This is a genomic window from Streptomyces sp. NPDC005302 (assembly GCF_040607345.1).
GTDB lineage: Bacteria > Actinomycetota > Actinomycetes > Streptomycetales > Streptomycetaceae > Streptomyces.
Window position 1 is genome coordinate 72,692 of sequence record NZ_JBEXGN010000002.1, and the last position, 25,201, is coordinate 97,892.

General features: G+C 70.2%; 24 protein-coding genes and 1 tRNA gene. 16 read left to right on the top strand and 9 right to left on the bottom strand.

Going from position 1 to position 25,201, the window contains the following annotated elements; translation table 11 throughout:
- Position 1 precedes the first annotated feature (1 nt).
- Complete coding sequence (locus ABZT74_RS02700) at positions 2 to 1,060, bottom strand: SMI1/KNR4 family protein (RefSeq protein ID WP_356172294.1); 1,059 nt, start codon at positions 1,058 to 1,060, stop codon at positions 2 to 4.
- 228 nt (positions 1,061 to 1,288) lie between these two features.
- On the opposite strand from ABZT74_RS02700, the gene ABZT74_RS02705 reads away from it, so the two are divergent.
- Together ABZT74_RS02705 and ABZT74_RS02710 are read left to right on the top strand one after the other, a co-directional pair.
- Complete coding sequence (locus ABZT74_RS02705; protein WP_355872359.1) at positions 1,289 to 1,792, top strand: YwqJ-related putative deaminase; 504 nt, start codon at positions 1,289 to 1,291, stop codon at positions 1,790 to 1,792.
- Positions 1,793 to 1,872: 80 nt separating this feature from the next.
- Complete coding sequence (locus ABZT74_RS02710; protein ID WP_356433101.1) at positions 1,873 to 2,406, top strand: SUKH-3 domain-containing protein; 534 nt, start codon at positions 1,873 to 1,875, stop codon at positions 2,404 to 2,406.
- Positions 2,407 to 2,670: 264 nt separating this feature from the next.
- On the opposite strand, the gene ABZT74_RS02715 is transcribed toward ABZT74_RS02710, so the two are convergent.
- A complete protein-coding gene (locus tag ABZT74_RS02715) occupies positions 2,671 to 4,050 on the bottom strand; it encodes a histidine kinase (RefSeq protein ID WP_356433103.1) in 1,380 nt (459 codons plus the stop codon).
- A 166-nt stretch (positions 4,051 to 4,216) separates the two neighbouring features.
- On the opposite strand from ABZT74_RS02715, the gene ABZT74_RS02720 reads away from it, so the two are divergent.
- The 7 genes from ABZT74_RS02720 (at position 4,217) to ABZT74_RS02750 (ending at position 9,936) form a co-directional block, all read left to right on the top strand.
- Positions 4,217 to 5,092, top strand: coding sequence for a hypothetical protein (locus tag ABZT74_RS02720; protein ID WP_356172304.1), 876 nt, complete (start codon positions 4,217 to 4,219; stop codon positions 5,090 to 5,092).
- 15 nt (positions 5,093 to 5,107) lie between these two features.
- Positions 5,108 to 5,179, top strand: a tRNA-Gln gene (locus ABZT74_RS02725).
- A gap of 116 nt (positions 5,180 to 5,295) precedes the next feature.
- Positions 5,296 to 6,744 carry a bifunctional UDP-N-acetylglucosamine diphosphorylase/glucosamine-1-phosphate N-acetyltransferase GlmU gene (gene glmU / locus ABZT74_RS02730; protein WP_356172307.1) on the top strand — a complete coding sequence of 483 codons (1,449 nt, stop codon included), beginning with the start codon at positions 5,296 to 5,298 and terminating at the stop codon, positions 6,742 to 6,744.
- Between the two features lie 125 nt (positions 6,745 to 6,869).
- Complete coding sequence (locus tag ABZT74_RS02735) at positions 6,870 to 7,844, top strand: ribose-phosphate diphosphokinase (RefSeq protein WP_355872372.1); 975 nt, start codon at positions 6,870 to 6,872, stop codon at positions 7,842 to 7,844.
- A gap of 212 nt (positions 7,845 to 8,056) precedes the next feature.
- Complete coding sequence (locus ABZT74_RS02740) at positions 8,057 to 8,653, top strand: 50S ribosomal protein L25/general stress protein Ctc (RefSeq protein ID WP_355872374.1); 597 nt, start codon at positions 8,057 to 8,059, stop codon at positions 8,651 to 8,653.
- Between the two features lie 73 nt (positions 8,654 to 8,726).
- Positions 8,727 to 9,338 carry an aminoacyl-tRNA hydrolase gene (pth, locus tag ABZT74_RS02745; protein ID WP_355872376.1) on the top strand — a complete coding sequence of 204 codons (612 nt, stop codon included), beginning with the start codon at positions 8,727 to 8,729 and terminating at the stop codon, positions 9,336 to 9,338.
- A gap of 100 nt (positions 9,339 to 9,438) precedes the next feature.
- The gene (locus ABZT74_RS02750; protein ID WP_356172313.1) at positions 9,439 to 9,936 is read left to right on the top strand and encodes a hypothetical protein; all 498 of its coding nucleotides are present in this window, start codon (positions 9,439 to 9,441) and stop codon (positions 9,934 to 9,936) included.
- 117 nt (positions 9,937 to 10,053) lie between these two features.
- Here ABZT74_RS02750 and ppc read toward each other — a convergent pair whose 3' ends face one another.
- Complete coding sequence (ppc, locus tag ABZT74_RS02755) at positions 10,054 to 12,786, bottom strand: phosphoenolpyruvate carboxylase (protein WP_355872381.1); 2,733 nt, start codon at positions 12,784 to 12,786, stop codon at positions 10,054 to 10,056.
- Positions 12,787 to 13,135: 349 nt separating this feature from the next.
- On the opposite strand from ppc, the gene ABZT74_RS02760 reads away from it, so the two are divergent.
- Together ABZT74_RS02760 and ABZT74_RS02765 are read left to right on the top strand one after the other, a co-directional pair.
- Positions 13,136 to 14,149 carry a fatty acid desaturase gene (locus ABZT74_RS02760; protein WP_356433106.1) on the top strand — a complete coding sequence of 338 codons (1,014 nt, stop codon included), beginning with the start codon at positions 13,136 to 13,138 and terminating at the stop codon, positions 14,147 to 14,149.
- Positions 14,146 to 14,826 carry a TetR/AcrR family transcriptional regulator gene (locus ABZT74_RS02765; RefSeq protein ID WP_355872386.1) on the top strand — a complete coding sequence of 227 codons (681 nt, stop codon included), beginning with the start codon at positions 14,146 to 14,148 and terminating at the stop codon, positions 14,824 to 14,826. Before ABZT74_RS02760 ends, ABZT74_RS02765 begins: the two co-directional genes overlap by 4 nt.
- A gap of 7 nt (positions 14,827 to 14,833) precedes the next feature.
- Here ABZT74_RS02765 and ABZT74_RS02770 read toward each other — a convergent pair whose 3' ends face one another.
- Both ABZT74_RS02770 and ABZT74_RS02775 read right to left on the bottom strand, forming a co-directional pair.
- Entirely contained in the window at positions 14,834 to 15,253 is a 420-nt protein-coding gene (locus ABZT74_RS02770; RefSeq protein ID WP_356433108.1) for a glyoxalase, read from the bottom strand.
- Positions 15,253 to 16,065, bottom strand: coding sequence for a trans-aconitate 2-methyltransferase (locus ABZT74_RS02775; RefSeq protein WP_356433110.1), 813 nt, complete (start codon positions 16,063 to 16,065; stop codon positions 15,253 to 15,255). Before ABZT74_RS02775 ends, ABZT74_RS02770 begins: the two co-directional genes overlap by 1 nt.
- 150 nt (positions 16,066 to 16,215) lie before the next feature.
- On the opposite strand from ABZT74_RS02775, the gene ABZT74_RS02780 reads away from it, so the two are divergent.
- Positions 16,216 to 16,713: a MarR family transcriptional regulator gene (locus ABZT74_RS02780; protein WP_081217735.1), complete on the top strand. Its 498-nt coding sequence runs from the start codon at positions 16,216 to 16,218 to the stop codon at positions 16,711 to 16,713.
- Here ABZT74_RS02780 and ABZT74_RS02785 read toward each other — a convergent pair.
- Positions 16,672 to 17,439, bottom strand: coding sequence for a response regulator transcription factor (locus ABZT74_RS02785; RefSeq protein WP_355872393.1), 768 nt, complete (start codon positions 17,437 to 17,439; stop codon positions 16,672 to 16,674). The two genes, ABZT74_RS02780 and ABZT74_RS02785, sit on opposite strands and share 42 nt — an antisense overlap.
- Positions 17,440 to 17,694: 255 nt before the next feature.
- Between ABZT74_RS02785 and ABZT74_RS02790 the strand changes: the two genes are divergently transcribed.
- Complete coding sequence (locus ABZT74_RS02790) at positions 17,695 to 18,168, top strand: GNAT family N-acetyltransferase (protein ID WP_355872535.1); 474 nt, start codon at positions 17,695 to 17,697, stop codon at positions 18,166 to 18,168.
- Between the two features lie 73 nt (positions 18,169 to 18,241).
- Here ABZT74_RS02790 and galK read toward each other — a convergent pair whose 3' ends face one another.
- The 3 genes from galK to galT are packed head-to-tail and all read right to left on the bottom strand — an operon-like array spanning position 18,242 to position 21,447.
- A complete protein-coding gene (galK, locus tag ABZT74_RS02795; RefSeq protein WP_355872538.1) occupies positions 18,242 to 19,384 on the bottom strand; it encodes a galactokinase in 1,143 nt (380 codons plus the stop codon).
- A 12-nt stretch (positions 19,385 to 19,396) separates the two neighbouring features.
- On the bottom strand, positions 19,397 to 20,362 hold the full coding sequence (galE, locus tag ABZT74_RS02800; RefSeq protein WP_356172322.1) for a UDP-glucose 4-epimerase GalE: 966 nt from the start codon (positions 20,360 to 20,362) through the stop codon (positions 19,397 to 19,399).
- Positions 20,359 to 21,447 carry a galactose-1-phosphate uridylyltransferase gene (galT, locus tag ABZT74_RS02805; protein ID WP_356433112.1) on the bottom strand — a complete coding sequence of 363 codons (1,089 nt, stop codon included), beginning with the start codon at positions 21,445 to 21,447 and terminating at the stop codon, positions 20,359 to 20,361. The genes galE and galT overlap by 4 nt, the downstream gene beginning before the upstream one ends.
- Positions 21,448 to 21,626: 179 nt before the next feature.
- Between galT and ABZT74_RS02810 the strand changes: the two genes are divergently transcribed.
- The 3 genes from ABZT74_RS02810 (at position 21,627) to ABZT74_RS02820 (ending at position 25,193) form a co-directional block, all read left to right on the top strand.
- Positions 21,627 to 23,327: a sodium:solute symporter family protein gene (locus tag ABZT74_RS02810; RefSeq protein WP_356172325.1), complete on the top strand. Its 1,701-nt coding sequence runs from the start codon at positions 21,627 to 21,629 to the stop codon at positions 23,325 to 23,327.
- 40 nt (positions 23,328 to 23,367) lie between these two features.
- Positions 23,368 to 23,697 (top strand): hypothetical protein, encoded by a 330-nt coding sequence (locus tag ABZT74_RS02815; protein WP_356172328.1) that lies wholly within the window; start codon positions 23,368 to 23,370, stop codon positions 23,695 to 23,697.
- A gap of 209 nt (positions 23,698 to 23,906) precedes the next feature.
- Positions 23,907 to 25,193 (top strand): M48 family metalloprotease, encoded by a 1,287-nt coding sequence (locus tag ABZT74_RS02820; RefSeq protein ID WP_356433114.1) that lies wholly within the window; start codon positions 23,907 to 23,909, stop codon positions 25,191 to 25,193.
- Positions 25,194 to 25,201 lie beyond the last annotated feature (8 nt).

A 25,201-nucleotide genomic window follows, 5' to 3' on the forward strand; every position in this document is an offset into this window, starting at 1 on the left:
CTCACTCCCCCACCGAAGAAACGGAGGACACCGAAGCCGCCGGCCCCTCGGAGTCCGACGCGACGGGCACCGCGTACGCGAAACCGCCGTCCACCATCAGATTCGCCACCGTCTCCAACTCCGGCGGATTGCCCGCGAGCCGGGACAGGAACACGTCGAAGTCCTCACCGCACGGCAGCAACAACCGCTGCACCCGCTCGGCCGGCGGCCACGCGTCCTCGTCACGGGCATCGTCGAACGCGCAGAACCAGACCGAACCGATCCGGTCACCCTTCACCTTCACCGCCAGCAGACCACCCTGCACGAACCCCACACCCAGGTAGTCCTTGGTCAGATGGTCGCGCAGACACTTGTTGACATACACCAGGTCGTTCACCGCGGCCTCGTCCCGCACCGTGAAGAACGGCTGGTCCACCAGCAGCCCCAACTCCGCGTCGAGCGCGGCACCCACCGGCGCACAACCGCCCGCCGCCTTCAGGAACGACCGATAGGCGCCCGGCAACCGGTAGCCGAGATCCTCCTCGACCCCCTGCACCTGCTCCTCCGTCACCGCCACCGACGACCTCGGCAGCCCGAAGTGCGCGGGCCGCGTCTCCTGCAAGGGCCGCGTCCCCCGCTTCTCCTGGTCCACGGCCGTCGTCGCCACACCACCGTGATGCCGCAGCAACGCCTTGACCTCGACCGGCACCAGCTCCAGCCGCCTGGTCCCCGCCACGTGGTGCCACGTCCACCCGTGCGGCGTCGCCACCGACGGAATCGTGTCCCACAGATCGTGCCCGGCCGCGGCCAGCGCCGCGTTCGCCGAGACATAGTCCGTCAGCCGCAACTCGTCGACACCGAACCCCTCCGGGGGCTCGGCGATCTCCGCCGCGGCACGCGCGTAGAGCGAGAAGTCGGGATAACCGTGCTCGTCGATCCGCACACCCCTGGGATGGCGGGACGCCCGGACAGGATCCGGAAAATGCACGACTTGCCCGGCATAGGCCGCGTTCGGCGGCACGGCTTGCCCCCCGGCCTGGCGGCTGGGAGGTGCCCCCAGCCCGAGCCGACCTGTCGTCATCGCTGTTGCCCCCTGCGGCGTTCTCAATAGCTGGATGGAGCCCGGATGTCGACAGCCTATGCGGTCGTACGACACCGGTCACCGGGCCTCCGCTTCCGTGACCAGCCGTCACCCCGCCGTGACCCACAGCCGAAGACCGGGCGTGTCGCGACGCCCCAGCTTCCGCACACGCCACGGCATTTGGCAGTCTGTCTCCGCACCGGGGGATGCACGGGAGGGAAAAAGATCATGAGCGCGACGCATACGGGCACGTCCGGGGATCCCCGGGTCGGCTGGAGCAGCACCGAGGCACCGCACACCCCCGCCCTCCTGCACCGACGCGACGGCATACTCCCCACCGTCGCCGCCGCCCTCTCCGTCCGCGGCGCCACCCTCACCGGCACCGCAGCCCGCGGCGACCAGCCACCCGCCCTTCACCCACTGGTCCAGGACTTCCTCGACACCCTCACCAACGCCCAGCGCGACCGCTTCACCGGCCGCTGCGCCGAGGCCATCCTCATCTCCCGGCACATCGCCTCCGCCGACGCCGACCGCAGCAAGCGCGCCGCCCGCAAGCCGATGACCAACGGCGAAGCCCGCAAGGCCCTCAAGCAGGCCAAACTCACCGCCCGCCGCATCCGCGAGGACGGCGACCCCCTGCACGGCAGCTTCGCCGCCCCCTGCCGCTCCTGCACCGCACTCAGCGACCACTTCGGCGTCCGCATCATCGACCCGTCGGCACAGGACGCCTGAACACCCCCCACCCCCGCACACGTATTCAGCAACGGCGTCCCGCGACGCCGCCGTCCCATCCCCCGACGAACGAACGGCAGATGCAAGCAGAACGCTCCTCCTCCAAGCTCACCGCTCCCCCCGGGCCCGGGGGACCCACCTCGACACGCTTCCCCGAACCCGTGGACTCCGCGCTGCGCTCCGCGGGATGGCAGCCCGGACGCTGGGACATAAAGCAGGCCGAGTACTGGGCGGACGCCCTACGAGGCCACGCGTCGCCCGCCGGACACCGGCACGCCGTGTTCCCCGCGGCGGTCGAGGCGTGGGCGGAGTTCGGAGGACTGCACATCACCGCCCCCGGCCCCGGACGACAGGTCGCACCCGCCGCACTCGACCTCGACCCGCTGCACGGCCTCCACCTCGCCCGCACCCTCGCCGACCTCGGCCGCGCCCTCGACACCGAGGTCTGCCCCCTCGGCGAGGAGTCCGACTCCCACGCCCTCCTCGCCATCGACGCCGAGGGCCGCGTCTACGCCCTCGACCACACCGGCGACTGGTACGTGGGCGCCCACATCGACGCGGCGCTCACCACCCTCCTCACCGGCACACCCCCCATCCGCCTCACGACGGCGTAACCCCCAGGCTCCTCCCGCCCCCTCCGCCCCGAACCCGGGGCGCCGCCCCGGACCCCGCTCCCCAAACGCCGAAGGGGCCGAAATTCCCGCACCCGGCGTCCGGCGGAAGGGGCCGTGCCGGCACATCAGACGCCCGTCGCACACGCCAGGATCGAGCGGCGTTCCCAGTGGCCCACGTCTGATGCGACGCCGACGCGCGGACGCACCCGCGCGGCGCCGACCCCTCACCGGACCGGAGCCGCGACAGCCGACACAGCGAACCCGCTACGCCGGGATGACCGCCGACACCCGGAATCCCCCCGCGTCCGTCGGACCCGACACGAACGCGCCCCCCAACGCCGCCACCCGCTCCTTCATCCCCAGCAACCCGTTGCCCCCACTCGGCAACCGCACCGACGACCCCGACCCCACCTCAGGCGGACACTCGTTCTCCACCTGCATCGCGATCTCCGACATCCGATGCGCCAGCCGCACATACGTCTTCGCACCCGCCGCGTGCTTGTGGACGTTCGTCAACGCCTCCTGCACCACCCGGAACGCGGTCTGCTCGATCTCCCGCGCGTACGCCCGCACATCCCCCTCGACCGACAGCGCCACGACCATCCCGGCCGCCGCCGACTGCCCGATCAGCTCGTCGAGCTCCGCGAGACACGGCCCCTCCACGACACCACCGGCACCCGGCCCCGCACCCGCCCCGGACCCGTCCGCCGCCCGCGAGGCCGCCACGGCCGCCGCCGCACCCACCGCCGCCAACGGCACCGCCGCGGTCGCGGGCACCGAAGCCGCCGAGGCCGAGGAGGAGAACGCCACCCGCGCGTCCGACCCGCTCCCCGTCCGCAGCACACCCAGCATCTCCCGCAGCTCCGTGAGCGCCTGCCGCCCCATGTCCCCCACCAGCGCGGCGTTCTTCACGGCCTTCTCGGGATCCTTCCGGGCGATCGCCTGAAGCGCCGCCGCGTGCACGACCATCAGGGACACCCGATGCGCGACGACGTCGTGCATCTCCCGCGCGATCCGCGTGCGCTCCTCGTTACGCGCCCACTCCGCCCGCTCCTCCGCCCGCTCGGCGAGCAACTGCAGCTCACGCTCCAGCGAGTCCGCCCGCTCCCGCAGGCTCTCCATCAGCCGGCGCCGCGCCCCCATGTACAGACCGAGAAGCACGGGCGGCGCCGTCATGCCGATCGCGGTCGTGATCGAGGCGAAGGGAACGAACCAGTCCCCCATCGTCACGTCGCCGCTCATCACACCCTGATGCGTCCGCACGAACGTCACGATCAGCATGCCCGCGAAGGACATCGCCGCGAGCGCGGCGGTGATCCGGCGCGGCAGCTCGGACGCGGCGAGCGTGTACAGCCCGACGAGGCCCATCAGGAACCCCATCTGGGCAGGCGTGATCGCGATCGACACCAGCACGACCGCGATCGGCCACTTCCGCCGCACCAACAGCATGGACCCGGCGATCACCCCGAAGACGACACCGATCGGAACGGGCAGCCCCGCGTCGTGCGCGAACCTGACCCCCTCGCCGCCGCACTCGGCCGCGGACGCCAGCGCGAGCCCCGCGTCCAGCACGGCACTGCGCCACCTGACCCACCACCACGGGCCGGTCCCGGCCGCGGTGTGCTCTTCCCCCGTCGTGGTCATGACTCCAGCCTACGGGCGGGCCCCGCCCCTTTTCCGGTGAGTTTCACCTACTGGCCTACACCACCCACCCCCTCGAACAGAAGCGAAATCAGCAGTTATCCCTCGAACTGTTGACTGACTCACTGTTCGGCCCCGGAAGGTCCGATTCCGTCCGGACGATATGCCCATGGCACATGCACAGCGCGGATACGACGACTTCGAGGCACTCCGGGAACAGGCGCAGTCCCTCCGCAGGGCCGGCCTCAGCCGTCGCCGGATCCGGGACCGCATCCAGGTCCACAACAACGACATCCTCAACCGCCTGCTGGACGGCGATCCCCCTCCCGACCGCCCCCGGCACCCGCGGGCGAGGGACGACCTCCGCGCGAGGGCCCGCGAGCTGCGCCTCCAGGGCTGGACCTACGACCGCATCCAGATCGAACTGGGCTGCTCGAAGAGCTCGATCTCGCTGTGGGTGCGGGACCTGCCGCGCCCCGAGCGGCGCGACCCCACCGAGCAGGCGAAGCTGGCCGCGAGGAAGCGCTGGGAGCACGAGCTGGCCTTCAGGGACGAAGACCGCAAGCGCACCAAGGCGACCGCCTCCCACGAGATCGGCGCGATGAGCCGGCAAGAGCTACTGGTCGCCGGCGCCGCTCTGTACTGGGCGGAAGGGACGAAGGACAAGCCATACGCCCGCCGGGAGACGGTCGCCTTCGTCAACAGCGACCCGGGCGTGATCCGGTTCTACTTGGCATGGTTGGCCCTCGTCGGCATCGAGCCCGAGCGTCTCCAGTACCGGGTCATGATCCATGCGACAGCCGAGGTGGACGCCGCCGAACGCTTTTGGGCCGAACTCGTCGGCGTCGATGTCACCGAGTTCCAGAAGACGACCATCAAGAAGCACAATCCCAAGACCGTCCGGAAGAACGTCGGCGACAACTACCGTGGCTGCCTCGTCATCCGCGTAACCAAGAGTGCCGAGCTGTATCGCCGCATCGAGGGATGGTGGTCGGGCATGGTGGAGTCCGCCCTGAGGGATCATGCGCCGCCCCTCCTCCGGTAAGGTCTATGGCAGCAATCCGCCGTGGGGTAGCGGCATCCCGCAGGCCTTTGGAGCCTTGAGACGCTGGTTCGAATCCAGCCGGCGGAGCTGCTCGACTCGGGCCCTGACACCACTGTCAGGGCCCGCTCTCATATCCCTCCTGATACGCCCCGGTATCCTGCGGATGTCCACACCCCAAGCATCCGAAGCCGAAGGGCATTCCCGTGAGCGCCAATCGCCCGGCAGCCGTCGTCGTTCTCGCAGCGGGTGAGGGCACCCGTATGAAATCGGCCACACCCAAGGTCCTGCACGACATCTGCGGCCGTTCCCTCGTCGGTCATGTGCTCGCCGCGGCAGGCGAGTTGGACCCCGCGCACCTCGTCGTCGTCGTGGGTCACGCCCGCGAGAAGGTCGTCGCCCACCTCACGGAGATCGACCCGGCCGTGCGGACCGCCGTGCAGGCCGAGCAGAACGGCACCGGGCACGCCGTGCGGATGGGCCTGGAGGAGCTGGGCGGCGTCGTGGACGGCACCGTCGTCGTGGTCTGCGGCGACACCCCCCTGCTCAGCGGCGGGACGCTGCGCGCGCTCGCCGAGACGCACGCCGCCGACGGCAACGCCGTGACGGTGCTGACCGCCGAGGTCCCGGACGCCACCGGCTACGGCCGTATCGTGCGGGACGGCGCCAGCGGCGCGGTCACCGCGATCGTGGAGCACAAGGACGCGAGCGACTCGCAGCGCGCGATCCGCGAGATCAACTCCGGCGTCTTCGCCTTCGACGGGCAGCTCCTCGCGGACGCGCTGGGCAAGGTGCGGACGGACAACAGTCAGGGCGAGGAGTATCTGACGGACGTCCTCGGGATCCTGCGCGAGGCGGGGCACCGCGTGGGCGCGGCCGTGGCGGGCGACCACCGGGAGATCGCCGGCATCAACAACCGGGTGCAGCTGGCCGAGGCGCGCCGCATCCTGAACGACCGGCTGCTCACCGAGGCGATGCTGGCGGGTGTGAGTGTCGTGGATCCGGCGACGACGTGGGTGGATGTGACGGTCACGTTCGAGCAGGACGCGATCGTGCACCCGGGGACGCAGTTGCAGGGTGCGACGCATCTGGCGGAGGGTGCCGAGGTGGGTCCCAACTGCCGTCTGAAGGACACCACGGTGGGTGCGGGTGCCCGGGTGGACAACACGGTGGCGGACGGTGCCGAGGTGGGTCCGCAGGCGTTGGTGGGTCCGTTCGCGTATCTGCGTCCGGGGACGAGGCTGGGCCTGAAGGCGAAGGTCGGCACGTACGTGGAGACGAAGAACGCGACGATCGGTGAGGGGACGAAGGTTCCGCATCTGTCGTATGTCGGGGACGCGACGATCGGCGAGTACTCGAACATCGGTGCCGCCAGTGTGTTCGTGAACTATGACGGACAGGACAAACACCACACGACGATCGGCTCGCACTGCCGTACGGGTTCGGACAACATGTTTGTGGCTCCCGTCACGGTCGGGGACGGCGCGTACACGGCGGCGGGGTCGGTCATCACGAAGGATGTGCCGGCCGGTTCGCTGGCCGTGGCCCGTGGCCAGCAAAGGAATATCGAGGGTTGGGTGGCCCGTAAGCGTCCCGGGAGCGCGGCGGCGAAGGCCGCGGAGACGGCTGCCCGGGGGACGGAAAGCGAAGGCTGACCGGAAAGCGGTGCCTCTGCGACGGCGTACCGTGATAGGTGCACACCCCAGCTGAGACGTCCTCTCGCAGCCCAGCTGAGACGACCTCTCACGCCCACTGAGTAGACCTCTGAGGAGACAGTGCTGTGACCGGGATCAAGACGACCGGCGAGAAGAAGATGATGTTCTTCTCCGGCCGCGCCCACCCCGAGCTTGCCAAGGAGGTCGCCCACCGGCTGGGTGTCGCGGTCGTCCCGACGAAGGCCTTCGACTTCGCGAACGGCGAGATCTACATCCGCTACGAGGAGTCCGCCCGCGGCGCCGACTGCTTCCTGATGCAGAGCCACACGGCTCCGATCAACAAGTGGATCATGGAGCAGTTGATCATGATCGACGCTCTGAAGCGGGCCTCCGCGCGGAGCATCACGGTGATCGTGCCCTTCTACGGTTACGCGCGTCAGGACAAGAAGCACCGTGGACGTGAACCGATCTCGGCGCGTCTGATCGCGGACCTGATGGAGACGGCCGGCGCGGACCGGATCCTCACGGTCGATCTGCACACGGACCAGATCCAGGGCTTCTTCGACGGCCCGGTGGACCACCTGTTCGCGCTGCCGATCCTGGCGGACTACGTGGGCGCCAAGGTCGACCGGTCCAAGCTCACGGTCGTCTCCCCGGACGCCGGCCGGGTGCGGGTCGCGGACCGCTGGTGCGACCGTCTCGACGCTCCGCTGGCCATCGTGCACAAGCGCCGCGACAAGGACATCGCCAACCAGGTCACCGTTCACGAGGTGGTCGGTGACGTGAAGGGCCGCGTGTGCGTGCTCGTCGACGACATGATCGACACGGGTGGCACGATCTGTGCCGCGGCGGACGCGTTGTTCGCGCACGGTGCGGAGGACGTCATCGTGACGGCGACGCACGGTGTGCTGTCGGGTCCCGCGGCGGACCGTCTGAAGAACTCGAAGGTCAGTGAGTTCGTGTTCACGGACACGCTGCCGACGCCGGGTGAGCTGGAGCTCGACAAGATCACGGTGCTGTCGATCGCGCCGACGATCGCGAACGCGGTGCGTGAGGTCTTCGAGGACGGTTCGGTGACGAGCCTGTTCGAGGAGCAGTAGGCCTCGGTTCCGCCGGTCCTCTAGATCGATTTCTTGTACGGCCTCCCCGCCCCGTAAGCTGTCACAGTTGCTCGGCGAGGGAGGCCGTTCCGCTGTCATCGGCGGGTACGGCGGTCCGTTATCGACGCGCTCTTCGTAGCAGGCCGATGGTTTGGCCGGGTGACCTTTTCCCCAGGCTTTCCAAGTTTTCGCCAGTTCTACGAGGAGTGAACATGTCCGAGGTCAAGCTCGCCGCCGAGAACCGCACCGAGTTCGGCAAGGGTGCCGCCCGTCGTATCCGCCGTGAGAGCAAGGTTCCCGCGGTCGTCTACGGTCACGGCACGGAGCCGGTCCACATCACGCTGCCGGGTCACGCGCTGCAGCTCGCGCTGCGTACCCCGAACGTCCTGCTGAGCCTGGACATCGAGGGCAAGACCGAGCTGGCGATCCCGAAGGCCGTCCAGCGTGACGCCATCAAGGGCTTCCTCGAGCACGTCGACCTGCTCCTCGTGAAGCGCGGCGAGAAGGTCACCGTCGAGGTGTTCGTGCAGACCGAGGGCGAGCTGGCCCCGGGCAGCTTCCTGCTGGAGCACGTCCTGAACACGCTGACCGTCGAGGCCGAGGCCACGCACATCCCGGAGTCGGTCACCGTCTCGATCGAGGGCCTGGAGGCCGGTGCCTCCATCCACGCCAAGGACATCACGCTCCCCAAGGGCACCACGCTGGCGATCGACGAGGACGCGGTCGTCCTCCAGGTCCTCTCCGCGCAGGCCGAGGAGCCGGCTTCCGAGGACGACGCCGCCGCGGACACCGCGTCCGTCGAGGCCTGATCCTCGCCGCCATCCGCATCTGTGCCGGCCGCCGCTCCTGTCAGGGGCGGCGGCTGTCGCGTATCAAGGACACATGGGAGAGACGGACGTGACGACCGACGCCACCGGGCCGTGGCTGATCGTGGGCCTGGGCAATCCGGGCCCGGAGTACGCCATGAACCGGCACAACGTGGGCTTCATGGTGGCCGATCTGCTGGCGGGGCGGATCGGGGGGAAGTTCAAGCGGGCGGGCAAGGCGCAGGCGCAGGTGATCGAGGGGCGGATCGGGCCGCCGGGTCCGGCGAACCGGCGGGTGATCCTCGCCAAGCCGATGTCGTACATGAACCTGTCGGGTGGTCCGGTGACGGCGTTGCGGGACTTCTACAAGGTGCCGACGGGGAACATCGTGGCGGTCCATGACGAGCTGGACATCGACTACGGGGTGCTGCGGCTGAAGCTGGGGGGCGGCGACAACGGTCACAACGGGCTGAAGTCGATGACGAAGGCTATGGGCGCGGACTATCACCGGGTGCGGTTCGGGATCGGGCGGCCGCCGGGGCGGATGCAGGTGGCGGATTTCGTGCTGAAGGATTTCGCGTCGGCGGAGCGCAAGGAGCTGGACTACTTCGTGGACCGGGCGGCGGACGCGGTGGAGGCTCTGGTGATCGAGGGTCTGGAGCGGGCGCAGGGCACGTACAACTCCTGAGGCCGGGGGTGGTGCCCGCACGGCTCGGTGGGGGGTCGTTGTGCGGGTACAACTGTGGACTTGTCCCCGCCGGAGTTGACCGAGTGCTCAGCCATGGCCAATGATCCCCGCCATGCCTGCTGTCACCTCCCGTCAGAGCGCGTACGCGGCGCTGCGTCTCGGGCGGCTCGCGGCGATGGGCGCGGTCACGCTGCTCATCCTGGTCGCGGGTGTCTGGGCCTCCTGGGGCACCGCTCAGCACGTGATGCTGGGCAAGGGGCGGGAGCGGGGCACGCTGGCGGTGGTGTCGTGTGCGGACGGGACGTGCTGGGGGCCGTTCACTCCGCTGTCGCCGGGTTACCGGGCGCGGGACCGGGTGAGTATCGGCCAGGAGCCCGCGGTGCGGAAGGGCCGGTCGTACACGGTGACGGTGAAGCCGGACAGTGACGAGGTGGTCCGCAGTGGTCCGGCGGGTCTGCTGTACGCGTGGTCGCCGCTGGCCGGTGCCTTGTTGCTGGCGTCGGTGGTGGTGGCGGGCGGGCTGCGGCTGACGCGGCTGGGCTGGGTGATGGCGGGTGCGGGTCTTGCCCTGCTGACGGCGGCGTTCGTGGCGCTGTAGCCGCTCCGAGAGCTGTCCACGCCCGGTTATCGCTTCCCAGGACGCCGAAGGCGCCCTCCCCGTGCGGACGGGGAGGGCGCCTTCGTGTTCGCCGGGCTGTGCCGCCCGGCGAGAGGCTCAGCCGGTGTTGCGCAGGCCCGCGGCGACGCCGTTGACCGTCAGGAGCAGGGCCCGCGAGAGCAGCGGGTCGGGATCCTGGCCGGCGGCGGCCTCGTCGCGCTGGCGCTTGAGGAGGGCGACCTGGAGGTAGGAGATGGGGTCCAGGTAGGCGTCGCGGATGGAGAAGGTCTGCTGGAGCACCGGGTTGGTGTCGAGCAGCTTCTGGCCGCCGGTGATGCGGAGCACCTCCTGGACGGTGAGTTCGTGTTCGGCGCGGATGGTGTCGAAGATGTGCTTGAGCTCGTCCGGTACGAGGGTGTCGACGTAGTGGCCGGCGATGCGCAGGTCGGTCTTCGCGAGGGTCATCTCGACGTTGGAGAGGAAGTTGCGGAAGAAGTGCCACTGCTCGTGCATCTCGTCGAGCATGGTGTCCAGGCCGGCTTCGCGCAGGGCCTTGAGGCCGGAGCCGACGCCGAACCAGCCGGGGACGATCTGGCGGGACTGGGTCCAGCCGAAGACCCAGGGGATGGCGCGCAGTCCGTCGAGCGAGACGCCGGAGCCGGGGCGGCGGGAGGGCCGTGAGCCCAGGTGCAGGTCGGCGAGCTGGTCGACCGGTGTGGAGGCGAGGAAGTACGTCGGGAGGTCGGGGTCCTCGACGAGGCGCCGGTAGGCGGAGTGGGCGGCGTCGGAGACGACGTCCATGGCGGCGTCCCAGCGGGCGAGGGCCTCGTCGGACTGGCGCGGCGCGGTGTGCAGGGCGGATGCCTGCAGGGTGGCGGCGACGGTCAGTTCGAGGTTCTCGCGGGCGAGGGAGGGGACGAGGTACTTGTCGGAGATGACCTCGCCCTGCTCGGTCACCTTGATCTCGCCTTCGAGGGTGCCCCAGGGCTGCGCGAGGATCGCGTCGTGCGAGGGGCCGCCGCCGCGGCCGACGGTGCCGCCGCGGCCGTGGAAGAGGCGCAGGCGGACGCCGTAGCGGTGGGCGACGTCGCGGAGCCGGCGCTGGGCGCGGTGGATCTCCCACTGGGAGGTGGTGATGCCGCCGAACTTGGAGGAGTCGGAGTAGCCGAGCATGACCTCCTGGACGTCTCCGCGCAGCGCCACGAGGCGGCGGTAGGAGGGGTCGGAGAGCATGTCCTCCAGGATCGTGTCCGCGGCCTTGAGCTCGTCGGTGGTCTCCAGGAGCGGCACGATGCCGATCTTCGCCCAGCCGGCGTGCAGGTCGAGCAGGCCGGCTTCGCGGGCGAGGACGGCGGCGGCGAAGACGTCGTCGGCGCCCTGGCACATCGAGATGATGTACGACTCGATGACCTCGGGCCCGAAGATCTTCAGGGCCTTCTTGACGGTCTCGAAGACGCCGAGCGTCTTGTTGCCCGCGGCGTCGAGGGGGGCCGGGGTGGGGGCGAGCGGGCGGCGGGAGCGCAGTTCCTTGGCGAGGAGCTTGGCGCGGTAGTCGCGCGGCATGTCCACGTAGCGCCAGGACTCCTCGCCGAGGCGGTCGAAGAGCTGGCCGAGGGCGTGGTGGTGGGCGTCGGCGTGTTCGCGGACGTCCATGGTGGCGAGCTGGAGGCCGAAGGCGGCGAGGGTGCGGATGGTGCGGTTCATCCGGCCGTCGGCGATGAGGCCGCCGCGGTGTTCGCGCAGGGAGGTCTGGATGAGGATGAGGTCGCGCAGGAGTTCGGCGGTGCCGAGGTAGTCGCGGCCGTCCTCGTGGGCGGTGCCCTTGGCGAGGCGGAGCTTGGTGTTCTCCAGCTTCTGGCGGATGCAGGTGGCCTTGAGCCGGTAGGGCTCCTCGGCGTTGAGGCGCTTGTAGCGGGGGCTGATCTCCGGGAGGCGTCCCAGGTCGTTCTGGAGGGATTCGAGGAGGTCGTCGTTGGCGCCGGTGTAGCGGATGGAGTTCGAGAGGAAGCCGCGGAGTTCGTCGATGAGGTCCAGGGCGTCGTTGATGCCGTGTTCGTGCTGGAGGATCAGGACGTCCCAGGTGACCTCGGGCGTGACGTTCGGGTTGCCGTCGCGGTCGCCGCCGATCCAGGTGCCGAAGGTGAGGGGGCGGGTCTCGTCGGGGAGGACGACGCCGACGCGTTCGAGTTCGGCGGTGAGGTCCTCCAGGACGTCGCCGACGGCGCCGGCGTGCAGTTCGTCCAGGTAGTAGATGGCGTTGCGGGCCTCGTCGGCGGGTTCGGGGCGGACGACGCGGAGCTCGTCGGTCTGCCAGACGAGGTCGATGTTCTCGGCGAGGCGGGTGTCGTGGCGGCGGCGGTCGGCCTCGATGACCGGGGTCTCCAGGAGGGCCGCGATGCGGCGCAGCTTGTTGAGGACCGAGCGGCGGGCGGCTTCCGTGGGGTGTGCGGTGAAGACGGGGCGGACGTTGAGGTTCTTGACCGTCTGGCGCAGGTGCTCGGGGTCGGCGTCCTTGAGGCGGTCCGCGGTGCGGGCGAGGAGGCTGCCGTCGGCGGCGCGCCGGGCGCGCAGCTCGCGGCCTCGGTGGACCTGCTCGGTGACGTTGGCGAGGTGGAAGTAGGTCGAGAAGGCGCGGACCAGCTTGGCGGCGGTCTCCAGTTCGGTGCCGCGCAGCAGCTCGGCGGCGGCCTCGCCGTCCTCGCGGGTCAGGCGGCGGACCTTCTCGACCAGTTCCAGGAGCTCGGTGCCCTCCTGCCGTACGAGGGTCTCACCGAGCAGGTCGCCCAGGCGGCGGATGTCGGCGCGCAGCTCGCTGCTGGTCGTCGTGGTCTGGTCGTCGGCACTGCTCACAGGTGCGGCTCCTTGCAGTGGTGAAGCTCGTCTGAAGAGTGGGGAATCTCGTCTGAAGCTCGGCTGGGAGGGAACCCGGGTGTTCGACCGCGCGGCGGCTGCCGCTCGGCGAGGAGGCATCCGGGAAGAATCAGAACGGACCGCGCTGTCCGACCGACTCCAAGGATAGGTGTCCATGCGGACGCGCAGGCTGTCGGGCTCTTGCCGCCGGGCTGCGCGCTGACATACTTACGACGCCGTAGGTTACGGACCCGTAGGGTCTCCCGTCGTTCGACGGGTGGACCGTGGGGGCCGCACCCGGACTCTCTTCCCCGCCCTTCATCACCTTCGAACCCCACAGGGGACGCCCATGACCACGAGTTCCGATGTGATCGACGACGCCCCGCAGGCGGACGGCGACGGCACCCGGCTTCCCGCCGCCACGCTGGGCGGGGAGAAGAAGGGGTCGCTCGAACAGCTCACGCTTCTCGGCTTCATCGCGGTTCCGTTCGTCGCGCTGCTCGCGGCGGTGCCGCTGGCCTGGGGGTGGGGGGTGAGCTGGCTGGATCTCGGTCTGCTGGTCTTCTTCTACTACCTGGGTTGCCACGGTGTGACGATCGGCTACCACCGCTACTTCACGCATGGCTCCTTCAAGGCGAAGCAGCCGCTGCGGATCGCGATCGCGGTGGCGGGTTCGATGGCGGTCGAGGGGCCGCTGGTGCGCTGGGTCGCGGACCACCGCAAGCATCACAAGTTCTCGGACGCGGAGGGTGACCCGCATTCGCCGTGGAAGTACGGCGAGACGGTCCCGGCGCTGATGAAGGGCCTGTGGTGGGCGCACATCGGCTGGATGTTCGACGAGGAGCGGACGCCGCAGGAGAAGTACGCGCCCGATCTGGTCAAGGACCCGGTGATCCGGGCGATCTCGCGGCAGTTCCTCTTCTGGACCCTGCTCTCGCTGGCTCTGCCGCCGCTGATCGGCGGTCTGGCGACGATGTCGTGGTGGGGGTCGTTCACCGGGTTCTTCTGGGGCTCTCTCGTGCGGGTGGCGCTGTTGCACCATGTGACCTGGTCGATCAACTCGATCTGTCACGCGGTCGGCAGGCGTCCGTTCAAGTCGCGCGACCGTTCGGGCAACGTGTGGTGGCTTGCGGTGCTGTCGTGCGGCGAGTCGTGGCACAACCTGCACCACTCCGACCCGACGTCGGCTCGGCACGGTGTGGACCGCGGCCAGATCGACTCCTCGGCGCGGATCATCCGCTGGTGTGAGCAGCTCGGCTGGGCGTACGACGTGCGGTGGCCTTCGCGCTCGCGTCTCGATTCCCGCCGGAACAGCGACGGGGGCAGCTCCCGGCGCAAGACGCAATCCGCTGAAGCGGCATGATTGACGGCGTGGCGACCGACTCCAGCAGCACCTCAGGCAGCAGTGAGAAGCCGCGGCGCGCGCGCCGCACCCGGATGACCGGGGCGGAGCGGCGTCAGCAGTTGCTGGAGATCGGCCGCACCTTGTTCGCGGCAAAGGGGTTCGAGGGCACGTCGGTGGAGGAGATCGCGGCGAAGGCCGGGGTGTCCAAGCCGGTGGTGTACGAGCACTTCGGCGGCAAGGAGGGCCTGTACGCGGTGGTGGTGGACCGGGAGATGCGCCGGCTGCTGGACATGGTGACGAGTTCGCTGACGGCGGGCCATCCGCGGGAGCTGTGCGAGCAGGCGGCTTTCGCTCTTCTGGACTACATCGAGGAGTACACGGACGGTTTCCGGATCCTGGTCCGTGACTCCCCGATCCCGCAGTCGACGGGTTCGTTCGCGTCGTTGATCTCGGACATCGCCACCCAGGTGGAGGACATTCTGGGCCGCGAGTTCAAGAGCCGCGGTTTCGACTCGAAGCTGGCTCCGCTGTACGCGCAGGCTCTGGTGGGCATGGTCGCGTTGACGGGTCAGTGGTGGCTGGACGTCCGCAAGCCCCGCAAGGCGGAGGTGGCGGCGCATCTGGTGAACCTGGCCTGGCACGGTCTGGACGGGCTGGAGCCGAAGCCCCGGCTGATCGGGCACCGCAAGGCCTAGGTGCGGCCTAGGAGTGTTCTTCCGGGCGGGACCGCTCCCCTGTGGCGGTCCCGCCCGGAAGTGGTTCGGGGAGGGGTTCGAGGAATTCGAGGCGGTTGCCGATGGGGTCCTCGGAGTAGAAGCGCCGGTGGCCGGGCAGCTCGTCGTCCCAGGTGACGGGGGCGCCGGTGGCGGCGATCCGTGCGGCGTAGGCGTCGATGCCGGTGACCCGGAGGCCTGGGTGCGCTTTCTTGGCGGGCCGGAAGCCGGTTTCGACGCCGAGGTGGAGCTGGACGGCTCCGGCCCGGAACCAGCAGCCTCCGCGGGCGGCGAGGGCGGGTGGTTTGGGGGTCTCGGTCATTCCGAGGCCGTGGACGTAGTAGGCGCGCAGCCGGTCCTCGGATCCGGGTGGGGCGGCCAGCTGGACGTGGTCGACGGCGGTGAGCATCAGCCCTTCTTCCGGGCGACGGCGAAGAGCCGGCGGAACGGCAGGACGGTGCCGTAGGACTGCTCGGGGTAGGCGTCGCGCAGCAGGTCGCGGTAGGCGGTGAGGAAGCTGTCGCGGGCCTCGGGGTCGTCGGCGAGGGTGGTGAGGACGGGCCGCAGTCCGGTGCCCTTGGCCCAGTCGAGTACGGCGTCGGGTCCGTTCAGGAGTTGCAGGTAGGTCGTCTGCCAGATGTCCGTGGTGCAGCCGAGGGCTTCGAGGCGGTCCAGGTAGACGAGGGGGTCGTGGACGGAGTCGGTGGTGCGCAGGACGCCCGCGAGGCGGGTCTTCCAGCGGGCGGAGCCGGCGAGGTCGCGCATGAGGACGTGCAGGGGCGCGTCGGTGTTGTCGGGCATCTGGACGGCGAGGGTGCCGCCGGGCGCGAGGGCGTCGAGCCAGCCGGGGAGCGCTTCCAGGTGTCCTGGCACCCATTGGAGGGCGGCGTTGGAGGCGATGAGGTCGTACGTCTCGGTGGGCGCCCAGTCGGTGAGGTCGGCGTGGGTGAAGTCGAGGCGGCCGCCGCCGGGGGTGGGCCCGGCGTACTCCTCGGTCCTGGCGAGCATCTCGGCGGAGTTGTCGTAGCCGGTGATGTGGGCGGTGGGCCAGCGGTCGGCGAGCTGGACGGTGACGTTGCCGGGGCCGCAGCCGAGGTCGGCGATGCGGGCGGGGTCGGCGGGGAGGTCCGTGATGCGGGCGAGCAGGTCGGCGAAGGGGCGGGCGCGGTGTGCGGCGTGGTGCAGGTACTGGTGGGGGTCCCAGGTGGGGGTGGCTGCCATGGGCGGGTCTCCTCGCGGGTCGGCGGAGTGGTGGCGGCGCCGGGCGGGGGCCGGCCGTTCCGGTGCTCCAGCCTCACCCGAAAGTCTCTTGACGTCAAGAGACTCCACATCAAGAGACTTCATGTCGACACAACCACTACACTGATCGTCATGGAGGACGAGGTCGATCGGCTGGTCGCTGCGTGGCGCCGGGAGCGCCCGGACCTCGACGTGGAGCCGCTGGAGGTACTCAGCCGGGTGAGCAGGCTCGCCCGGCATCTGGACCGTGCGCGCCGGCTGGCGTTCTCCGAGCACAGCCTGGAGCCCTGGGAGTTCGACGTCCTGACAGCGCTCCGGCGCGCCGGATCCCCGTACCAGCTCTCCCCCGGACAGCTCCTCACCCAGACGCTGGTCACGTCGGGCACGATGACGAACCGCATCGACCGTCTGACGAAGAAGGGCCTGGTGGAGCGCCTCCCGGACCCGAGCGACCGCAGAGGCGTGCTCGTCCGGCTCACCGAGGAGGGCCGCGACCGTGCCGATCAGGCGCTGGCCGGGCTGCTCGAACAGGAGCGGGCGATCCTCGCGGAGCTGAGCCGCGGTCAGCGCGGTGAACTGGCCGGGCTGCTACGCCAGTTGACCGCCCCGTTCGACAACATCCCCGGTTAGGTCGACGGGTCCGACCCCGGCACGCCGGGCGAGGGCCACGGCGGCGAGGGTGGAATGCACGCCGAGCTTCCCGAGCACGTTCTGCATATGGGTGCGGACGGTGTGCGGGGAGAGGAACAGCCGCTCCGCCACGGCCTTGCGGCCCAGTCCGGCCACCATGCAGCGCAGCACCTCGCGCTCACGGGGCGTCAGCGACTCCACGAGCCGCTCGCTCTCGGTGCGGTGCTTGCGCGCGGCGGTCAGCTCCCGCAGCACCCCGGTGAGCAGGGCGGGCGGCAGATGCGTCTCGTCTCGCAGGACACCCCGTATGACGGTGAGCAGCCGTGACAGCGAACAGTCCTTGGCGACCCAGCCGGAGGCGCCGGCCTGCAGGGCGAGCGCGGCCCGGCGCGGGTCGTCCTTCTCCGCGAGGACGACGGTGCGGACGCCCGGCTGCCCGGTGCGCACGCCGGCGACCAGCGAGATGCCGTCCACCAGCCCGTCCTCGTTGCTCTCCTGGACGGGCACCGCCGGACGCGTGCCGGGCACGTTGCCGCCCAGGTCGGCGTCGACGAGCAGCACGTCGAAACGGCGGCCCTCGGCCGCGGCGCGTTCCAGGCAGCGCAGCGCGGCGGGCCCGCTGCCTGCCGCGGACACGTCGACATCGGGCTCGGCCGCGAGAGCTGCGGCGAGCGACTCGGCGAAGATGCGGTGATCGTCGACGACCAGTACTCGGATGCGAACCACTCAAACCCCCACTGTCGGGGGACGGTCGGTACGGGTACGGCGCCCGAAGTGATCCCGAGCCAGCTTGCGACCCGGAAGCGGGGTGCCGCAGCCGCACGGCCGCCGCCGTGCTGGAAGTGCTACCCCCACTTCGGGCGTCGTACCCGACTGTCTCGCCCCCTGATCAGCACCGGCCCCCACCGGTACTGCTCATCAGGGTACGGGCGGGGGCGGGGAGCGGAAGGCAATTTGCAGAACTGGTTGGCCAGCGCGTTTATGGTGAGCCGTATGTTTCGTATCGAGACAGGAGACGACAAAGACCGTCGGGATCTGCTCCGCCGGCGACTCCTGGAGACCAACACGGCGGCGTCCCCGGTGCTGCGCGCGCTGCGCGGGACCCCGGCCGAGCGTCAGCGTCCGCTCCACCTGTGGGTCATGGACGAGGCGGATGAACTGGCCGGCGGGCTGGTGGGGCACACGTGGACGACCTGGCTCCACGTCACCTACCTGTGGGTCGACGGCCGCCATCGCGGCACCGGTCTCGGCAGCCGGCTCCTCGCCGAGGCCGAACGGGCCGCGACGGAACGCGGCTGCGACGCGGCCCGCCTGGAGACCTGGGACTTCCAGGCCCCCGACTTCTACCGCAGACACGGCTACGAGGTGGTCGCCGTGATCCCCGACTACCCGCCGGGAATCACGGAGTACACCCTGACGAAGCGCTGGAAGGGGTTCAGCCCCTCCGGCGATTGAGGAGCGGGGACCCGGGGGCAGCGCCCCCGGGTAAGGGACGGGTTGGGGCGGAGGGGGCGAAAGAGCCCGTCGTTCAGCCGACCCGCCGGGCCCCGGCCGAGGGAACGGCGGGAAAGATCCGCGGGCCGGTGAAGCCCGCCGACAGGAACGCCTCCGCGACCGCCTTGCTGACGGAGTCCACGTCGGCGGACTCCAGCAGCACGATCGCGGACCCCCCGAACCCCCCGCCGGTCATCCGCGCCCCCAGCGCCCCCGCCGAGTTCGCCGCCGAAACGGCGAGATCCAGTTCGGGGCAGGAGATCCGCAGGTCGTCCCGGAGCGAGGCGTGACCGTCCGTCAGGACGGGTCCGATGGCGCGGACGTCGCCCGCGTCCAGCAGCGCGATGACCCGCTCCACCCGGTGGTCGTCGGAGACGACGTGCCGGACGTAGCGGCGCACCCGCTCGTCGGACAACTGCCCGAGCGCCGCGTCGAGATCCTCGAAGCGGACGTCCCGCAGGTGGGAGACGCCCAGCTGCCGGGCCCCCTCCTCGCAGCCCGTGCGCCGCTCGGCGTACGCCCCGTCCCCCAGCGCGTGCTTGACGCGGGTGTCGACGACGAGGAGTTCGAGCCCCTGCGAGGCGAGGTCGAAGGGGACCTGCCGGATCGACAGGTCCCGGCAGTCGAGGTGCAGGGCGTGGCCCTCGGTGCAGCACGCCGACGCGGTCTGGTCCATGACCCCGCACGGCACGCCGACGAAGTCGTTCTCGGCGCGCTGCGCGACGCGGGCCAGCTGGGGGCGGCCGAGGCCGAGGCCGTACAGCTCGTCGAGGGCGACGGCCGTGACGACCTCCAGGGCGGCGGAGGAGGACAGGCCGGCGCCGGTGGGGACCGTGGAGGCGAGGTGGATGTCCGCGCCGCCGACCGCGTGGCCGGCCTCGCGCAGCGCCCACACGACACCCGCCGGGTACGCGGCCCAGCCGGTGTCCGAGCGCGGCACGAGTTCGTCGACCCGCAGTTCGACGACGGGGCCGTCGATGTCCGCCGAGTTGAGCCGCAGCACCCCGTCGGACCGGCGGGACACCGCCGCGACCGCCGTGTGCGGCAGCGCGAGCGGCATCACGAACCCCTCGTTGAAGTCCGTGTACTCGCCGATCAGGTTGACCCGGCCCGGTGCCGCCCAGACGCCCTCGGGCGCGGCTCCGTACAGCTCCTCGAAGCCCTCACGTACCCCCACCTGCTCCACGTGCTATCCCTTCGCTACGTTCTGTGCGAACTCCCACGCGTCCGCGACGATGCCCGCGAGATCCGCGCGGGACGGGTTCCAGCCGAGCCGCTCGCGGGCGGTCTCCGCGGAGGCGACGAGCACCGCCGGGTCGCCGCCGCGGCGCGGTGCCACGACCTCGGGGATCGGGTGTCCGGTCACCTGGCGCACGGTCTCGATGACCTCGCGTACGGAGAAGCCGTTGCCGTTGCCGAGGTTGCAGATCAGGTGCTCGCCGGGCGAGGCGGCGGCGACCGCCAGCAGGTGCGCCTCGGCGAGGTCCGCGACGTGGATGTAGTCGCGGATGCAGGTGCCGTCCGGGGTCGGGTAGTCGTCGCCGTAGACGGAGATGGCGTCGCGGCGGCCCTGGGCGACCTGGAGGACCAGCGGGATGAGGTGCGACTCGGGGTCGTGCCGCTCGCCGCTGTCGCCGTACGCGCCGGCCACGTTGAAGTACCGCAGCGAGACCGCGGCCAGTCCGTGGGCGGCGGCCTCGCCGGTGATCATGTGGTCGACGGCGAGCTTGGAGGCGCCGTAGGGGTTGGTGGGGCGGGTCGGCGCGGACTCGACGATCGGGGTGGTCTCCGGCTCGCCGTAGGTCGCGGCGGTGGAGGAGAAGACGAGCCTGCGCACGCCGGCGTCGCGCATCGCGGCGAGCAGGGCCATGGTGCCGCCGACGTTGTTGTCCCAGTACTTCTCGGGCTTCACCACGGACTCGCCGACCTGGGAGAACGCGGCGAAGTGCAGGACCGCGTCGTACGAGGAGTCCAGCCACTTGGCGGCGTCGCGGATGTCGCCCTCGACGAAGGCGGCGCCGGCGGGGACGCCCTCGCGGAATCCCGTCGAGAGGTTGTCGAGGACGGTGACCTCGTGGCCCGCCTCGAGCAGGTGGCGGGCGACCACGCTGCCCACATAGCCGGCTCCACCGGTGACCAGGTACTTCCCACTCATGAACTCGCTACCTCTCGCAGTCGCTGAGCCGCGGTCTCCGGCGGCACGTCGTTGATGAACACGCTCATGCCGGACTCGGAACCCGCGAGGAACTTCAGCTTGCCGGAAGTGCGGCGAATGGTGAAAAGCTCGAGGTGGAGCGCGAAGTCGTCGCGGTTGACGCCCTCGAACTCGTCGAGCGGGCCGAAGGGGGCCTGGTGCCAGGCCGCGATGTACGGCGTCGGGGACCCGCTCGCCCCGTCCTTCGCACCGTCCGGTCCGTCGAAGATCCGGTCGAAGCGCCTCAAGAGTTCCAGGTAGACCTGGGGGAACTCTGTGCGTGCCCCTTCGTCGAGGCCGAGCAGGTCGGGGACGCGGCGGCGCGGATAGAGGTGGACCTCGTAGGGCCAGTGCGCGGCGTACGGCACGAAGGCGACCCAGTGGTCACTCGACAGGACGACACGTGAACCGTCCGCCAGCTCCTTCGCGACGACGTCGTCGAACAGGTTCTCGCCGCCGGTCGCCTCCTTGTGGGCCGCGAGGGACCGCAGCATCAGGGCGGTACGCGGCGTGGTGAAGGGGTAGCCGTAGATCTGCCCGTGAGGGTGACCGAGTGTCACGCCGATCTCGGCGCCGCGGTTCTCGAAGCAGAAGACCTGTTCCACGGAGGGAAGATGCGACAGTTCGGCCGTGCGGTCCGTCCATGCCTCCAGCACGAGTGCCGCCTGCCGCTCCGTCAGGTCGGCGAAGGACGCGTCGTGGTCGGAGGTGAAGCAGACGACCTCGCACCGGCCCGCGTCGCCGGCCAGCGAGGGAAAGCGGTTCTCGAAGACCACGACGTCGTACGAGGAGTCGGGGATCTCGCTGAACCGCTCGCCCGAGGACGGGCACAGCGGGCACTCGTCGGCCGGGGGGTGGTAGGTGCGGCCCTGGCGGTGCGAGGCGATCGCGACCGAGTCGCCGAGCAGCGGGTCGCGGCGCACCTCGGAGGTGGTGACGGTCGGGTCGAGCGGGCGACGGTCCACCGCGTCGCGGACCCGGTCGTCCTCCGCGTCGTAGTAGATGAGCTCACGACCGTCGGCCAGCCGGGTCGAGGTCTTCTTCACTGTCGGACTCCCCATCCACACCCGATCAAACCTTCAAACATAACCGAACATAACAAACCACAAGGCCCCAGCGCCGTCAACATCACAATCAAACAAAGGACACCATCGGAAGTGTTCATTTCTTAGAAGCGGCGGCGTAGGTTCCGGTTCGATACGTTCACGCGACGAAGCGAGTCCTGATGCAGTCCCCCACACATCTCCCACCATCGGCCGGCATGCTGGCCGCCGAGCTGCGACTCCCCACGAACGCACTCGACTACACGATCCTCGGCATCTACTTCGTGGTCGTCCTCGGCATCGGCTTCGCGGCCCGCCGTTCGGTCAAGACGAGCCTCGACTTCTTCCTCTCCGGGCGTTCGCTCCCCGCCTGGATCACCGGCCTCGCGTTCATCTCGGCCAACCTCGGCGCCACCGAGATCCTCGGCATGGCGGCCAACAGCGCCCAGTACGGCGTCTACACCGTGCACTGGTACTGGATCGGCGCCATCCCGGCGATGGTCTTCCTGGGCCTCGTGATGATGCCGTTCTACTACGGCTCCAAGGTCCGCTCGGTGCCGGAGTTCCTCTACCTGCGCTTCGACAAGTACGCGCACCTGCTGAGTTCGATCCTGTTCGCCTTCGCCGCGATCCTCATCGCCGGCGTCAACCTGTACTCGCTCGCGATCGTCGTCGAGGCGCTCCTCGGCTGGCCGCAGTGGGTGGCGATCGTCGTCGCCGGCTTCTTCGTGCTCGCGTACATCACCCTCGGCGGACTGTCCTCGGCGATCTACAACGAGGTCCTCCAGTTCTTCGTGATCCTCGCGGCGCTCATCCCGATCGCGGCCCTCGGCCTCAAGCGGGTCGGCGGCTGGGACGGCCTGACGGACTCGCTCGACAAGACCCACGGCGGCGACTTCACGACGGCCTGGGGCGGCACCGGCATCGGCAGCGTCAACCCGCTCGGCGCCAACTGGCTGACCATCGTGCTCGGTCTCGGCTTCGTGCTGTCCTTCGGCTACTGGACGACGAACTTCGCCGAGGTGCAGCGCGCGCTGTCCGCGAAGAACCTCTCCGCGGCCAAGCGCACCCCGCTCATCGCGGCCTACCCGAAGATCTTCATCGTCTTCCTGGTGATGATCCCGGGCCTGGTGGCGGCGGTCCTGGTCCCGAAGATCGGCATGAAGGGGTCGGGTCTCCAGTACAACGACGCGATCCCCTATCTGATGCAGGAGTTGCTGCCCAACGGTGTCCTCGGCATCGCGGTGACCGGTCTGCTGGCCGCGTTCATGGCGGGCATGGCGGCCAACGTCTCGTCCTTCAACACGGTGTTCACGACCGACATCTGGGCGCGGTACGTGGTCACGGACCGCGAGGACGCCTACTACGTGCGCTTCGGCCGCCGGATCACCGTGATCGGCGTCCTGGCCTCGATGGGCACGGCCTTCCTGGCCTCGTCGTTCTCCAACATCATGAGCTACCTCCAGACGCTCTTCTCCTTCTTCAACGTGCCGATGTTCGTGGTCTTCATCGTCGGCATGTTCTGGAGGCGCGCGTCGGTGAAGTCGGGCTTCTGGGGACTGCTGGCCGGTACGACGGCCGCGATGGTGAACTACTTCGTCTTCTACAAGCAGGGCATCATCGGCTTCCCGTCCGACCAGGGCGCCAACTTCGTCTCCGCGATCGCCGGCTTCGTCGCCGGTGCCGTGGTCATGGTCGCGGTGTCGCTGTTCACCGCCCCGAAGCCGGCCGAGGAGCTGGAGGGCCTGGTCTACGGCACCCGCTCCCCCGGCATGGAGGAGCCGCCGGCCGCCGGCGACGACGCCTGGTACCGCAGGCCCGCGCTGCTGGGCTGGGGCGCCGTGATCCTGGCGGCCGCCTGCTACATCCCGTTCTCGCTCTGACGAGGTCCGACGGGTTCTGACGAGGGAGAATCAAGAAACCATGTCCGACTATTCGGAACGCGACGTCCAGCGCGAGGTCACGGAGCTTCAGGCGAAGTCCGCGACCGCCGCCCGGCTGTTCGACATCCGCCGCATCATCGGCGGCCTGTTCGTGCTCTACGGCATCATCGTCACCATCGCCGGCATCACGGCCTCCGACGCCGAGATCGACAAGGCCGTCGGCGTCAACATCAACCTCTGGACCGGCCTCGGCATGCTCGCCCTCGGCCTGTTCTTCCTGGCGTGGCTCTGGCTCCGCCCCCTGCCCCCGACGGTCCCGGACGACACACCGGACGCCACGCCGGACGGGACCACCCCGCCCGCGGAGTAGCTCCGCCGGACCAACCCCCCTGCCCGGGGCCGGAGTTCCCACGGGAACCCGGCCCCGAGGCATGCCCCGGCCGGACACCCGGACCGGAACGAACCGCCAACTCCGCCCGGACCAGGCGCTTTACGCGATGACACCGATGTGATCAGCTTCGCCGTGTCATGTACAGACGGTCTCTGGGGAGGGACCGTGGGGGCAGGGGAGAGTCCACAATGCACACCACCGCGGAGGAATCGGTCCGGGCGTGCCCGGACTGCGGGACCGAGATCCGCGTCCACGGCAGGTTCAGCGCGTGGTGCGCCGCCTGCGAGTGGAACGTCGACCCGGCCCCGCCCGAGGAGAGTCCGGGACGGCTCGCGCGGGCCCGGCGCGCCCGGACCCGCCGTTACAGCGAACGGCTGCTGGCCGAACTGACCGCGGGCAGGGCCCTGCGCGCCCGGCGCGACACCGCCTCGGTGCTCGCCTACGCGCTCGCCCTCGCCGTCCACGCCGTGACCGTGGCGGCCGTCGCGGCCGGCATCGGTCTCCTGATCCGGGGATGGGGCGGCTTCGGCATGGTGCCGGGCCTGCTGCTGCTCGCCCTCGCGTGGTCCCTCAGGCCCCGGCTGCCGCGCCTGCCCGAGGACGTGCCCGTGCTGCACCGCGCCGACGCACCGGAGCTGTTCGCCCTCGTCGACGAGGTGGCCACCGTCGTCGGCACTCGCGGAGTCGACGCCATCGCCGTCGACGGCATGGTGAACGCGAGCGTCGGGACCTACGGGATCCGCGACCGCCGGCTGCTCACCCTGGGACTGCCCCTGTGGGAGGTCCTCACCCCGCAGCAGCGGATCGCCCTGCTCGGTCACGAACTGGGCCACTACAGCAACGGCGACGCGCGCCACGGCCGGGTCGTCGGGGCCGCCTACCGCTCGCTCGGCACCTGGCAGTACTTCTTCCACCCCTATCCGGAGCCCACCCTGCTCGCCGTCGTCGTCAACGCGTTCTACGCCGTGCCGCGTTGGCTCCTGGCCGGGCTGCTGCTCCTCCTCGATCTGCTGACCCTGCGCGCCTCCCAGCGCAGCGAGTACCTCGCCGACCGGCTGGCCGCCCGCATCGGGTCCACCCAGGCAGCGGTGGAACTCCTCGACCGGCTGCTCGTCTCCGAGTCGGCCAGGGTCACGCTGATGCGCGAGGCCAACGGTTCCGCGCTGCGGGGACCGGGCGGCAACCGGCGCGACGACGAGCGGATCGACGGGCTGTGGGAGCGTCTGGCCACCGACCTGAACTCCGTCCCGGAGCACGAACGCGAGCGTCAGCGCCGGGCCGGCATCCGGCGGGGACACAGCGTCGACTCCACCCACCCGCCGACCCATCTGCGCCAGACCGCGCTGCTGATCGCACCACCCGTACCGCCCGCGGTCGTCTCCGACGCCGACCGTGAGGGGCGCATCGCGGCGGAGCTCGCGGGCGCCCGCAGGACGGTGGCCCGGCGGATCCTGCTGGACGGCTACGGCGCCTGACCGCCGAA

What these genes read in the sequence shown, in the direction of transcription:
- ABZT74_RS02700 (WP_356172294.1), bottom strand. Translation starts at nt 1,060, where the DNA reads ATGACGACAGGTCGGCTCGGGCTGGGGGCACCTCCCAGCCGCCAGGCC.
- ABZT74_RS02705 (WP_355872359.1), top strand. Translation starts at nt 1,289, where the DNA reads ATGAGCGCGACGCATACGGGCACGTCCGGGGATCCCCGGGTCGGCTGG.
- ABZT74_RS02710 (WP_356433101.1), top strand. Translation starts at nt 1,873, where the DNA reads ATGCAAGCAGAACGCTCCTCCTCCAAGCTCACCGCTCCCCCCGGGCCC.
- ABZT74_RS02715 (WP_356433103.1), bottom strand. Translation starts at nt 4,050, where the DNA reads ATGACCACGACGGGGGAAGAGCACACCGCGGCCGGGACCGGCCCGTGG.
- ABZT74_RS02720 (WP_356172304.1), top strand. Translation starts at nt 4,217, where the DNA reads ATGGCACATGCACAGCGCGGATACGACGACTTCGAGGCACTCCGGGAA.
- ABZT74_RS02740 (WP_355872374.1), top strand. Translation starts at nt 8,057, where the DNA reads ATGTCCGAGGTCAAGCTCGCCGCCGAGAACCGCACCGAGTTCGGCAAG.
- pth (WP_355872376.1), top strand. Translation starts at nt 8,727, where the DNA reads ATGGGAGAGACGGACGTGACGACCGACGCCACCGGGCCGTGGCTGATC.
- ABZT74_RS02750 (WP_356172313.1), top strand. Translation starts at nt 9,439, where the DNA reads ATGATCCCCGCCATGCCTGCTGTCACCTCCCGTCAGAGCGCGTACGCG.
- ABZT74_RS02760 (WP_356433106.1), top strand. Translation starts at nt 13,136, where the DNA reads ATGACCACGAGTTCCGATGTGATCGACGACGCCCCGCAGGCGGACGGC.
- ABZT74_RS02765 (WP_355872386.1), top strand. Translation starts at nt 14,146, where the DNA reads ATGATTGACGGCGTGGCGACCGACTCCAGCAGCACCTCAGGCAGCAGT.
- ABZT74_RS02770 (WP_356433108.1), bottom strand. Translation starts at nt 15,253, where the DNA reads ATGCTCACCGCCGTCGACCACGTCCAGCTGGCCGCCCCACCCGGATCC.
- ABZT74_RS02775 (WP_356433110.1), bottom strand. Translation starts at nt 16,065, where the DNA reads ATGGCAGCCACCCCCACCTGGGACCCCCACCAGTACCTGCACCACGCC.
- ABZT74_RS02780 (WP_081217735.1), top strand. Translation starts at nt 16,216, where the DNA reads ATGGAGGACGAGGTCGATCGGCTGGTCGCTGCGTGGCGCCGGGAGCGC.
- ABZT74_RS02790 (WP_355872535.1), top strand. Translation starts at nt 17,695, where the DNA reads ATGGTGAGCCGTATGTTTCGTATCGAGACAGGAGACGACAAAGACCGT.
- galE (WP_356172322.1), bottom strand. Translation starts at nt 20,362, where the DNA reads ATGAGTGGGAAGTACCTGGTCACCGGTGGAGCCGGCTATGTGGGCAGC.
- ABZT74_RS02810 (WP_356172325.1), top strand. Translation starts at nt 21,627, where the DNA reads ATGCAGTCCCCCACACATCTCCCACCATCGGCCGGCATGCTGGCCGCC.
- ABZT74_RS02815 (WP_356172328.1), top strand. Translation starts at nt 23,368, where the DNA reads ATGTCCGACTATTCGGAACGCGACGTCCAGCGCGAGGTCACGGAGCTT.
- ABZT74_RS02820 (WP_356433114.1), top strand. Translation starts at nt 23,907, where the DNA reads ATGCACACCACCGCGGAGGAATCGGTCCGGGCGTGCCCGGACTGCGGG.